10 protein-coding genes are annotated in these 10976 nt (G+C 67.2%); 5 read left to right on the plus strand and 5 right to left on the minus strand.

All coding sequences use genetic code 11. From position 1 onward, the window contains the following. Positions 1 to 141 precede the first annotated feature (141 nt). A complete protein-coding gene (gene guaB, locus G3N18_RS11395; RefSeq protein ID WP_196384395.1) occupies positions 142 to 1644 on the minus strand; it encodes an IMP dehydrogenase in 1503 nt (500 codons plus the stop codon). A 298-nt stretch (positions 1645 to 1942) separates the two neighbouring features. Between guaB and G3N18_RS11400 the strand changes: the two genes are divergently transcribed. The 4 genes from G3N18_RS11400 (at position 1943) to G3N18_RS11415 (ending at position 6021) form a co-directional block, all read left to right on the plus strand. Next, positions 1943 to 3256 carry an ABC transporter permease subunit gene (locus G3N18_RS11400; protein ID WP_338038525.1) on the plus strand — a complete coding sequence of 438 codons (1314 nt, stop codon included), beginning with the start codon at positions 1943 to 1945 and terminating at the stop codon, positions 3254 to 3256. Between the two features lie 5 nt (positions 3257 to 3261). Next, positions 3262 to 4251 carry a branched-chain amino acid ABC transporter permease gene (locus tag G3N18_RS11405; protein WP_196384409.1) on the plus strand — a complete coding sequence of 330 codons (990 nt, stop codon included), beginning with the start codon at positions 3262 to 3264 and terminating at the stop codon, positions 4249 to 4251. A 118-nt stretch (positions 4252 to 4369) separates the two neighbouring features. Further along, complete coding sequence (locus tag G3N18_RS11410; RefSeq protein WP_196384411.1) at positions 4370 to 5245, plus strand: ABC transporter ATP-binding protein; 876 nt, start codon at positions 4370 to 4372, stop codon at positions 5243 to 5245. Then, positions 5242 to 6021 carry an ABC transporter ATP-binding protein gene (locus tag G3N18_RS11415; protein ID WP_338038526.1) on the plus strand — a complete coding sequence of 260 codons (780 nt, stop codon included), beginning with the start codon at positions 5242 to 5244 and terminating at the stop codon, positions 6019 to 6021. Before G3N18_RS11410 ends, G3N18_RS11415 begins: the two co-directional genes overlap by 4 nt. Before the next feature lie 140 nt (positions 6022 to 6161). Here the strand turns inward: G3N18_RS11415 and G3N18_RS11420 are convergent, their stop codons facing one another. The 3 genes from G3N18_RS11420 to groES form a co-directional block, all read right to left on the minus strand. Next, the gene (locus G3N18_RS11420) at positions 6162 to 7427 is read right to left on the minus strand and encodes an ABC transporter substrate-binding protein (protein WP_196384398.1); all 1266 of its coding nucleotides are present in this window, start codon (positions 7425 to 7427) and stop codon (positions 6162 to 6164) included. A gap of 163 nt (positions 7428 to 7590) precedes the next feature. Beyond that, on the minus strand, positions 7591 to 8523 hold the full coding sequence (gene rarD, locus G3N18_RS11425) for an EamA family transporter RarD (protein ID WP_196384400.1): 933 nt from the start codon (positions 8521 to 8523) through the stop codon (positions 7591 to 7593). A gap of 121 nt (positions 8524 to 8644) precedes the next feature. Then, a complete protein-coding gene (groES, locus tag G3N18_RS11430) occupies positions 8645 to 8941 on the minus strand; it encodes a co-chaperone GroES (RefSeq protein ID WP_141381326.1) in 297 nt (98 codons plus the stop codon). A 171-nt stretch (positions 8942 to 9112) separates the two neighbouring features. On the opposite strand from groES, the gene G3N18_RS11435 reads away from it, so the two are divergent. After that, a complete protein-coding gene (locus G3N18_RS11435) occupies positions 9113 to 10324 on the plus strand; it encodes a THUMP-like domain-containing protein (RefSeq protein ID WP_196384402.1) in 1212 nt (403 codons plus the stop codon). 198 nt (positions 10325 to 10522) lie between these two features. Here the strand turns inward: G3N18_RS11435 and G3N18_RS11440 are convergent. Beyond that, positions 10523 to 10976: hypothetical protein (locus G3N18_RS11440; protein ID WP_196384403.1), on the minus strand; the 454-nt coding region annotated here is incomplete at its 5' end.

Raw genomic sequence — 10976 nt, forward strand, 5'->3', positions numbered from 1 at the left:
TCCCCTGGGGAGGAGGCGATGAGCTCCGCAGGATGCCACCTACTCCGCACCCCCGACGTGATTCGGGTGCGGAGTACGTGAGATTCTGCGGAGTACGTGCGCGCGAGCCCGATCCCGATCCCGCCGCGCGCGCCCCGCGCGTCAGCGCTTGTAGTTGGGCGCCTCGACGACGATCTGCACGTCGTGCGGGTGGCTCTCTTTGAGCCCCGCCGCGGTGATGCGCACGAACTTGCCGCGCGCCTTGAGTTCCTCGATCGTGCGGGCGCCGACGTAGAACATCGACTGGCGCAGGCCTCCGACGAGCTGGTACGCGACCGCCGAGACGGGACCGCGGTAGGCGACCTGACCCTCGATGCCCTCGGGGATCAGCTTGTCGTCCGAGGGGATGTCGGCCTGGAAGTAACGGTCCTTCGAGTACGAGGTCTTCTTGCCGCGCGTCTGCATGGCCCCGAGCGAGCCCATCCCGCGGTAGAGCTTGAACTGCTTGCCGCCCTGGAAGACGATTTCGCCCGGCGACTCGTCGGTGCCGGCGAGGAGCGACCCGAGCATGACGGTGTCGGCCCCGGCGACAAGCGCCTTGGCGATGTCGCCGGAATACTGCAGACCGCCGTCGGCGATGATCGGGATGCCCGCCTCGCGGGCGGCCTGGTACGCCTCCCAGATCGCCGTGACCTGCGGCACGCCCACGCCCGCGACGATGCGCGTCGTGCAGATCGACCCCGGACCGACGCCGACCTTCACGGCGTCCACACCCGCGTCGATGAGCGCCTGCGCGCCCTCACGCGTCGCGACGTTGCCGCCGATGACGTCGATGTGCGCGAACGTGGCATCCGTCTTCAGCCGCGTCACCATGTCGATGACGCCCTGCGACTGTCCGTTCGCAGTGTCGACGACGATGACGTCGACACCGGCGTCGCGGAGGGCCTCGGCGCGCTCCCACGCGTCGCCGAAGAAGCCGATCGCCGCGCCCACGCGCAGGCGCCCCTGGTCGTCTTTCGTGGCGAGGGGGTACTTCTCGCTCTTGTCGAAGTCTTTGATCGTGATGAGACCGGCGAGCTTGCCCTCGTCGTCGATGAGCGGCAGCTTCTCGACGCGGTGCTGGGCGAACAGGGCGATGACGTCGTTCGCGCCGATGCCGACCTTTCCGGTCACGAGACCCTCGGTGGTCATGACGTCGCGCACCTGGGTGGTCTGGCGCTCGAAGCCCGAGACGAAGCGCATGTCGCGGTTCGTGATGATGCCGACGAGCGTGCCGGCGTCGTCGATCACGGGCAGACCCGAGATGCGGTACTGCGCGCAGAGCTTGTCGACCTCTTCGATCGTCGCGTCGGGCGTCGTGGTGATGGGGTCGGTGATCATGCCCGACTCGCTGCGCTTGACCTGGTCGACCATCGCGGCCTGGTCGGCGATGGAAAGGTTCCGGTGCAGGATTCCGAGTCCACCCTCGCGCGCCATCGCGATCGCCATGCGCGCTTCGCTGACGGTGTCCATCGCCGCCGACAGCAGCGGGGTCGCCACGGTGATACGGCGGGTCACCCGCGACGACGTGTCGGCCTCCGACGGGATGACGTCGGTGTGCCCGGGAAGGAGCAGCACATCGTCATAGGTCAGTCCGACGAAACCGAACGGGTCGTTGTACTCCACTGGCTCTCCCAAATGTGTCGCGCGCGCGTGTACCGATTGTAAGTCGCGCCGGGCCGCGTTCATTCCGCGAGAGGGATGCCAGCCGAACGGATGCCGGGTGAACGGGGCAATGTGGGAGGCCGGCCATCATGCCACGCCAGTCGTTGCAGAGAAAGGTCAGTGATCGAAACAATGCCGACACATTACGCTCGTACCGTCTCATCAATACCGATGCGACCGCATCACCGACTGGTGCGCTGGACTGGAGGATCTCTTGAGACCCACGACCCTCACCGCGCGGAACCCACTGAGGTGGTTCGTGCTCGTCCTGGCGGCATTCGCCGCTGCGGCCGCCCTGCTGCTGAGTAGCGCGGGGGCCGCACTCGCCGCCGCCCCCGACACGCCCGGCGGCGATCAGGAGAAGACACCCTTCTACTTCGGTGGAGTCATCACCAACGCCGACCAGGCCGTGCCCGATGTCACGGTGAGTGTGAACGGCAACGGGTTCGAGGCCAAAACCGTGACCGACGCTGAGGGCAAGTGGCGTCTGTACGTGCCCGAGAAAGACGCCTACACCCTGGTGATCGACGAAGACACCCTTCCCCAGGGTGTCATCGTCGACCCGGCACAGCTCCCCGAGGGCCTGCAGCCCAAGCAGGGCACCACAGGTGAGTTCGAGGTCGAGTTCGGCCTGACGAACACGAAGATCGTGAACCTCTTCCTCGGCGCGGGCGAGAGGACGACGCAGTCGTTCGCCGACCAACTGGCGGTGCGCCTCGTCAACGGCCTCAACTTCGGTCTGCTCCTCGCGCTCGCCTCGATGGGCGCCGCGCTGATCTACGGGACGACGGGCCTGTCGAACTTCGCGCACGGCGAGATGGTCACGTGGGGGGCGCTGGTCGCCCTGGTCTTCAGCACGTTCTGGCAGCTGCCTCTATGGCTCGGGCTCACAGCGGCCGTCCTCGGCGGCGCAGCGCTCGGCCTCGCGATGGATGCCGGGCTGTGGCGTCCGCTACGGCGACGGGGACTCGGCGTCGTTCAGCTCATGATCGTGAGCATCGGCCTCTCGCTGACCCTGCGCTACATCTACCAGTACTTCATCGGCGGATCGACGTATCAGCTCGCCGGCTCGAGCCCGGCGCCGTTCGAATGGGGGCCGATCTCGCTGTCGTACATCGACCTCATCAGCATGGGGGTGAGCATCGTCGTCATCTTCGGCGTCGCGTATTTCTTGCTCCGCACCCGGATGGGCAAAGCGACCAGGGCGATCTCCGACAACCCGCAGCTCGCGGCGGCGTCGGGAATCAACGTCGACCGTGTCATCCGCATCGTCTGGGTGCTCGCGGGAGCCCTCGCGGCGATCTCGGGCGTGCTGTGGGCGTATTTCCGACCCGGCGTCAGCTGGAACATGGGCACGCAGATGCTGCTGCTCATTTTCGCGGCGATCACGCTCGGCGGCCTCGGCACTGCCTTCGGCGCGTTGCTGGGCTCGCTCATCGTGGGTGTCGTGGTCGAGGTCTCGACTCTGTGGATCCCGTCCGACCTCAAGTACGCCGGCGCGCTGGTCGTGCTGATCATCATCCTGCTGGTGCGACCACAGGGCCTGCTCGGCCGTAAAGAAAGGCTCGGGTGACCACGATGGATTGGGGCGCCATCCTCTCCAACACGCTCAGCTACCTGCTGAGCCCCGTCACGATCGCGTACGCGCTCGCGGCGACCGGACTCGCCGTGCACTTCGGCTACGCGGGTCTGCTCAACTTCGGCATGGCAGGCTTCATGGCGCTCGGCGCCTACGGCTATGCCATCTCGATTCTGACCTTCGGCTTCCCCTGGTGGCTCGCGATGATGGTGGGGCTCGTCCTCGCCGCCGTGTTCGCGTTCATCCTCGGCATCCCCACTCTGCGTCTGCGAGCCGACTATCTGGCGATCGTGACGATCGCTGCGGCAGAAATCGTCCGCCTCCTGTTCACGACGCAGATCTTCGACGACTGGACCAACTCGGCCGATGGTCTCGGCAACTACAACGGCAGCTTCCAGGCATCCAATCCGTTCCCCACGCTGCCCGGCGGCGAGAAGTACGGATGGGGCCCCTGGCAGTTCACGGCCGCTCAGCTGTGGGTCGTGGTCTTCGGTCTGGTCCTGCTCGCGCTGTCGATCTTCGTGGTCTGGGCGCTCATGCGCAGCCCCTGGGGCCGTGTGCTCAAGGGCATCCGTGAAGACGAAGACGCCGTGCGCTCGCTCGGAAAGAACGTCTTCGCCTACAAGATGCAGGCGCTCGTGGTCGGTGGTGTCATCGGGGCGCTCGGCGGGATCGTCTACGTGCTCCCGTCGGCCGTGATCCCCTCCAGCTACACGACGGCACTGACGTTCTTCCTCTGGACGATCCTCCTTCTCGGCGGCGCATCGACGATCTTCGGCCCGTCGCTTGGCGCGGTGCTGTTCTGGATGGTCATGGCTCTCCTCGGCAACCTTCTGCCCGAAATGGCCAAGGCGGGCTGGCTGCCGATGACCGACATCCAGGCGGGAACTCTTCGCTACATCCTCGTGGGCGTCTCGCTCATGCTCCTCGTGATCTTCAGGCCGCAGGGCATCCTCGGCGACAAGAGGGAGATGACCTTTGTCAAGTGATCAGAACCCATCGGGCGCAGCGCCCGTGGCGACGCAGACGGGAAGCATCCCCCGGCCGAAGAAGACAGGACTCGCGAAGGGCGACGGAGTACCTGGAGTCGCCAAGAACGACCCCATCATGGTGGTCGACAAGGTCACACGCCGCTTCGGCGGATTGACCGCCGTAGACGTGGAGCACCTCGAGATTCCTCGAGGCGCGATCACCGCCCTGATCGGGCCGAACGGCGCCGGAAAGACCACCCTGTTCAACCTGCTCTGCGGGTTCGACAAACCCAATACGGGCACCTGGTCTTATGACGGCAAGAGCCTGGCCGGCATCCCCGCGTTCAAGGTGGCCCGCATGGGGCAGGTGCGCACCTTCCAGCTCACCAAGGCACTCTCACTGCTGACCGTTCTCGAGAATATGAAGCTCGGAGCGCCGAACCAGCGCGGTGAGAAGTTCTGGCAGGCCTTCGTCCCCGCGGTGTGGCGAGGCCAGGAGGATGCCAATGAAGAGAAGGCGCGCGGGCTTCTGAAGCGGTTCAAGCTGGATGCCAAGGAGAAGGATTTCGCCGCATCGCTCTCGGGCGGCCAGCGCAAGCTGCTCGAGATGGCACGGGCTCTCATGAGCGACCCGAACCTCGTCATGCTCGATGAGCCCATGGCGGGAGTCAATCCGGCGCTCACTCAGTCGCTCCTCGATCACATCCTCGACCTCAAAGACCTGGGCGTGACCGTGTTGTTCGTCGAGCACGACATGCACATGGTGCGGCACATCGCCGACTGGGTCGTCGTGATGGCCGAGGGCAAGGTCGTGGCCGAAGGACCACCTGACACGGTCATGGCCGACCAAGCCGTCATCGACGCCTACCTCGGCAGCCACCAGGATGTAGATCTCGGTGTGCTCACCGGCCGAATCGCGGGCGAGCTCGACGCGTCTGCTCAAGAGCTTCTCGAAGAGATCAAAGACGACGAAGCCGCGGCTCTGGCCGAGGCCGAGGAGGAAGAGAAGTGACCGTTTCGAGCCCCGCCTCCGCAGCCGTGCCGTCGCCCGCCGAATCGGGCGACATCGTCGTCGACGTGAAGGACCTGACGGCGGGGTACCTACCCGGGATCAACATCATCAACGGCGCCAACGTCGTTGCCCGCAAGGGCGAGCTCATCGGCATCATCGGCCCGAATGGCGCTGGTAAGTCGACGCTGCTCAAATCGATCTTCGGACTCGTGAAGGTGCGCGGTGGTGACATCACGCTGAACGGCGAATCGATCGTCGGCCTCAAGGCCGACAAGCTCGTGCATCGCGGAGTCGCGTTCGTGCCGCAGAACAACAATGTGTTCCCCTCGCTCTCGATCGAGGAGAACCTGCAGATGGGGCTCTTCCAGAACCCCAAGGCCTACGCCGAGCGGCTCGAGTTCGTCACGGGCATCTTCGCCGAGCTCGGCAAGCGGCTCAAGCAGCGAGCGGGTTCCCTCTCTGGCGGTGAACGCCAAATGGTCGCGATGAGCCGCGCGCTCATGATGGATCCTTCGGTGCTGCTGCTCGATGAACCGTCGGCGGGACTGTCGCCGGTTCGCCAAGATGACGCCTTCATCCGCGTCTCAGACATCAACAAAGCGGGCGTCACGACGATCATGGTCGAGCAGAACGCCCGGCGCTGTCTGCAGATCTGCGACCGCGGGTACGTGCTCGACCAGGGTCGTGACGCTCACCAGGGCACGGGACGCGAGCTGCTGAATGACCCGCAGGTGATCGGGCTGTACCTCGGCACGCTCGGTGAAGAAGAACACTGACGCCACACCCGTATAAAGAGGGGTGGGGTTGCGTGGCCTCCCGACCCCTCTTATTGGGCGCTTCTTGCGCATGGAGCAGTAACGGATGCACAGAGAGGGCCCCGGATCGCTCCGGGGCCCTCTCTGTGCGCGTGAGACGCTTAGCGCGTCTCGATGCGGGTGTAGGTGTTGTCGGAGCCGTACTGGAAGATACCGATCGACGCCTCGGTCGGGTCGCCGGCCTCGTCGAAGGTGACGGGCCCCGAGTACCCGTCGTAGTCGGCGACGCCGCCCTCGTTGATGATGTCAGCGCACTCGGCGAACGACGTGCACTTCGTGCCGTCTCCTGAGCCGCCCGAGACCTCCTGCAGCTTCGAAGACATGTCGGCGCCGGTGGTGCCTCCAGACGCCAGCGCAGCCAGCGCGAGCAGCACGACGGCGTCGTACGACTCTGCCGAGTAGGAGTAGTCCTCGAGTGCCGTGTTGCCCGCGGCGGTCCAGGATTCGTTCAGGCGCTCTTCGAAGTCATCCGTCAGCTCCGGTCCAGGCAGCGTGCCCTTGGCTCCCTCCAGCGACACCGATACCGCGTCACCGTAGTTCGAGAGGTTGCCGTCGACCAGGTAGAAGTTCTTCGCCTCAGCGCCAGCGTTCACCAGCAGCGGGGCGATCGTCTTGAACTGGTCGAAAGTGACCAGAACGATCGCGTCGGGCTTCGCAGCCATGATCGTCGCGACCTGCGCGTCGAACGAGCTGTCTCCGTCGTTGTACGACGCCTCGGCGACAACCTTTCCGCCTGTGCCCTCGAAGACCTCCTTGACGACGCCGTAGAGGCCCGTGCCGTAAGCATCGTTCTGGTAGATGATGCCGATATTCTTGTGGCCGTCTTCGGCGATGAGGTTGCCGAGCACCTCGCCCTGGAGCAGGTCGCTGGGAGCGGTGCGCCAGTAGAGACCTTTATCGTCCCACGTCGTGAAGTCAGGCGACGTGTTGGCTGGCGAGAAGGTGATGATGCCCGCGTCGACGTTCGAGTCGAGGAAGAGCTTGGTGACGCCGGATGCCGCGGCACCGATCATCGCCGTGACTCCCTCGCTCTGCAGCTTGGGGACGGTCGTCTCGAAGGCCTTGTTGTCGGCATCGCCCGAGTCGCCCGGAGTGAAGTCAATCGTGATGCCCTTCTTCGCCTCGTTGATCTCGTCGACAGCGAGCTGGACACCTGCCTGCTCCGGCGGGCCGAGGAAGGCGAGGCTTCCGGTCTGCGGAAGAACGCTGCCGAGCTTGAGCGTGAGGTCCTCCTGGGGCCCCGTGCTCTCGGTCGACGTGGACGACCCTCCGCCGCCGGCACAGCCGGCGAGAAGGAGGGCGCTCACAGCGCCGACGGCGATGGCGCCGACGACCTTGCCTGCACCCGAACGTGTGAAGACGCTCATGTTGCTCCTTGCTGTCGATGAAACACGACGTGGACTCGGGGACCGCGCCAGTGGGTCAAACCTAATCGGGCAACCGTCTCCGAAATGTTGCAATGCGTTAACGGTGTGTCACCAGTCGGTCACGGTGCGATAACGATCCCGTCCGCACGCGGGAGAAGAGCCCTCAGACGAGGTCGGCGACCCCCGCGAGCGCACGCGTGCGGCGGGCCGAGACGACCGAGTCGACCATCAGCACGACGAGGGCGACCCACACGAGCCCGAACCCGATCCAGCGCTCGAGGGGCATGGGCTCGCCCAGCAGCCACCAGCCGGTGAGGAACTGCATGATCGGGGCGACGAACTGCAGCAGCCCGATGACGACGAGCGGTGCGCGCCGGGCGCCGGCGGCGAACAGCAGCAGCGGCACCGCGGTGATGACGCCCGCGAGCATGACGAGCACGGTGTGCCCGGCGCCCTGCGTGCCTAACACGAGGCCCGTGGTGTTCGCGACGACCACGAGCTGCACGAGGGCGATCGGCGTGAGCCAGAGCGACTCGAGGGTGAGGCCGCTGATCGCGTCGACCTTCGGGCCGATCTGTTTCTTCACGAGACCGTAGGTACCGAAGCTCGCCGCGAGGGTGAGCGCGATCCACGGAAAGGTGCCGTAGGCGACGATGATCACGATCACAGCGAGGGCGGCGAGCGCGATCGCCGCCCATTGCGCGGGCCGCAGCCGTTCGTGCAGCACGAGCACCCCGAGCAGCACTGTGACGATCGGGTTGATGAAGTAGCCGAGGCTCCCCTCGATGACATGCCCGGTGAGGATGCCGATGAGGAAGACCTGCCAGTTCACGTAGATCAGCAGGCCCGCGATGATCGTCCAGAAGACGAGCCGCCGGTCGCGCAGGATCGCGATGAGTTTCGGCCAGGTGCGGGTGACGGTGAGCAGCAGGGCGCAGAAGACGAGGGAGAAGAGGATGCGCCAGACGACGATCTCCCACGGCCCGATCGGGGCGAGCAGCAGAAAGTAGAGGGGCATGAAGCCCCACAAGAAGTAGGCGCCGAACGCGTAGATCGCGCCGAGCCGCTCCTCGCGTGCGGGAGCGGTCGGTGTCATGAGTCTCACTCTAGAACGGTCCTGACAGCCCCGGACCGCGGGCGACTGCCATGCACCGTCGGAAAGACGACGAAGGGCCCGGATGCCGAGGCATCCGGGCCCTTCTGTCGTTGTGGGTTCGTCAGCGGACGACGACCGCCAGCACGTCGCGAGCGGAGAGCACGAGGTACTCGTCGGCGCCGAACTTGACCTCGGTGCCGCCGTACTTCGAGTAGATGACGCGGTCGCCGACGGCGACGTCGAGCGGCACACGGTTGCCGTTGTCGTCGATGCGGCCGGGGCCGACCGCCACGACCTCGCCCTCCTGGGGCTTCTCCTTGGCGGTGTCGGGGATGACGAGACCGCTGGACGTGACCTGCTCGGCCTCGACCTGCTTGATGACGATGCGGTCCTCGAGCGGCTTGATGGAAACCGACACGGTTTACCTCTTTCTGGCGTTGTCACTGAAAAGACTGATTAGCACCCGACACGTCGGAGTGCTAACGCCAAGTCTAGGGCGACGTTGGCACTCGTGCAACGCGAGTGCCAATCTGCGTCGGTCGTGCGGGCGCTCTCGCTCAGCCTGCCGGAGGGAACCTAGGCTGGCCGGATGGAACTCGCCGAGCTGACCGCGCTGCTCACCCCCGAGGGACTGCGTCTGGTCGACGACCTCGGCGCCCTCGAGAGCACCGACGAGGTCGCCGCGGCGGTGTCGCGTCTGCGCGCCGCGGGGCACTCGCCCGACCTCGTTTCGGCGGCGGTGGGCCAGGCACGGCTGCGCCACCGCGCGCGGGCCAAGTTCGGTGCGTTCTCGGGTCGCATGCTCTTCACGCGCGCGGGGCTCGAGCAGGCGACCCGCCTCGAGGTGGCCGCGCGCCACGCGGGCCGCTTCCGCGACGCGGGCATCGGCCGGGTCGCCGACCTCGGCTGCGGCATCGGCGGCGACGCCCTCGCCTTCGCCGGGATCGGCCTCGATGTCGTCGCCGTCGACGCCGACGAGGTCACCGCCGCCCTCGCCGCCTACAACCTCGCCCCGTTCGGCGAGAGCGCAGAGGTTCGGCACGCACGCGCCGAAGACGTCGACCTCACCGGAGTCGACGCCGTCTGGCTCGACCCCGCCCGCCGCACCGCTGGGCACACCGAGACCACCCGCGTCGGCGCGGGCGACTGGTCGCCGCCTCTCGACTGGGTGTGGGGCCTCGCAGACCGCATGCCCGCCGGCGTGAAGCTCGGGCCCGCATTCGATCGCGACCTGATCCCCGCGGGCGCCGAAGCGCAGTGGATCTCGGTCGACGGCTCGACCATCGAATTGGTCGTCTGGACGGGAGCACTCGCGCGCCCCGGCATCCATCGCTCGGCGCTCGTCATCCGCGGCGGCGCGGCGGCCGAACTCACCGCTGCGGGCGACGCCGACGACGCCCCGGTGCGGGAACTCGGCGCGTACCTGCACGAGCCCGAGGGCGCCGTCATCCGCGCGCGCCTGATCGGCGAAGTGGCGCGGATGCTGGACGCCGGCATGATCGACGCGAAAATCGCCTATCTGACATCGGATGCCCCCGCACACAGCACGCCCGAGGGCGCGGCGGCAGCCCCGTTCGTGCAGAGCTTTCGGGTGCGCGAGCAGCTGCCGAACGACGTCAAGGCACTCGCCCGCGCTCTGCGCGACCGCGGCATCGGGACGCTCGAGATCAAGAAGCGGGGCGTCGACGTCGACCCCGCGACGCTGCGCACCAAGCTCAAGCTCCGCGGGCCCGAGGCGGCGACCCTGTTCGTCACCCGCATCGGCGACCACCGCGTGACGCTCCTCGCCGACCGCGTCTGAGGTCGGGCGCGACAAGCCGGGATCCGGCCGGCCGCCCGCGTACCGTATTCAGTCTCCGCACACGACGCCCGCCCGCCATCAGGCGGATTCCCGGGCATCGGCGCGCCTGCCGCCCACACAGAGACTGCATACCGTACGCGCACCCCTGCGCACGGCGGCGCGGGCGTCCCGCGCGAGCGGCCCGCACGGAGCGGGAGGTCAGCCGAAGAGCGGGCCTTGGGTCGACGCCCACCAGAGCCAGCCGGCGCTGTAGACGACGGACACGAGGCTGAGGCACAGGGCCCAGACGGCGAGGGAGCGCGATTCCCACGGGCGGCGCAGCGCCGCGATCGCGAGCCCCGCACCGACGAGGCCGATGAGAAAGCCCCAGCCGACGAGGAACGAGACGCCGAGGCCCAGGATGCCGAACACGAGCGCCCACGCGCCGCTGCGCGGCAGCGCGTCGGCGGCGCGCGGAGCGGGCGCCGCCGTCCAGTCGGCTTCGGTCTTCGTGGTCTGGGTGATCGGCACGGGCTCGGTGAACTCGCGCTGAAACCCGCCGCGATGCTCGCCGGGCAGGGTCGCAGAGACCGCGGGGGCGACGTCGGCGGAAGGGGCGTCGGCCGTGGCGCGGGCGGGGACCGGGGCCGGAGCGCCGGCCGCGGCGGCGGAG

The sequence above is a fragment of the Microbacterium paulum genome (assembly GCF_015707995.1).
Lineage (GTDB): Bacteria > Actinomycetota > Actinomycetes > Actinomycetales > Microbacteriaceae > Microbacterium > Microbacterium paulum.

Coding starts and splice junctions, on each gene's coding strand:
- G3N18_RS11410 (WP_196384411.1), top strand. CDS start 4,370: ATGGTGGTCGACAAGGTCACACGCCGCTTCGGCGGATTGACCGCCGTA.
- G3N18_RS11435 (WP_196384402.1), top strand. CDS start 9,113: ATGGAACTCGCCGAGCTGACCGCGCTGCTCACCCCCGAGGGACTGCGT.
- G3N18_RS11420 (WP_196384398.1), bottom strand. CDS start 7,427: ATGAGCGTCTTCACACGTTCGGGTGCAGGCAAGGTCGTCGGCGCCATC.
- G3N18_RS11405 (WP_196384409.1), top strand. CDS start 3,262: ATGGATTGGGGCGCCATCCTCTCCAACACGCTCAGCTACCTGCTGAGC.
- rarD (WP_196384400.1), bottom strand. CDS start 8,523: ATGACACCGACCGCTCCCGCACGCGAGGAGCGGCTCGGCGCGATCTAC.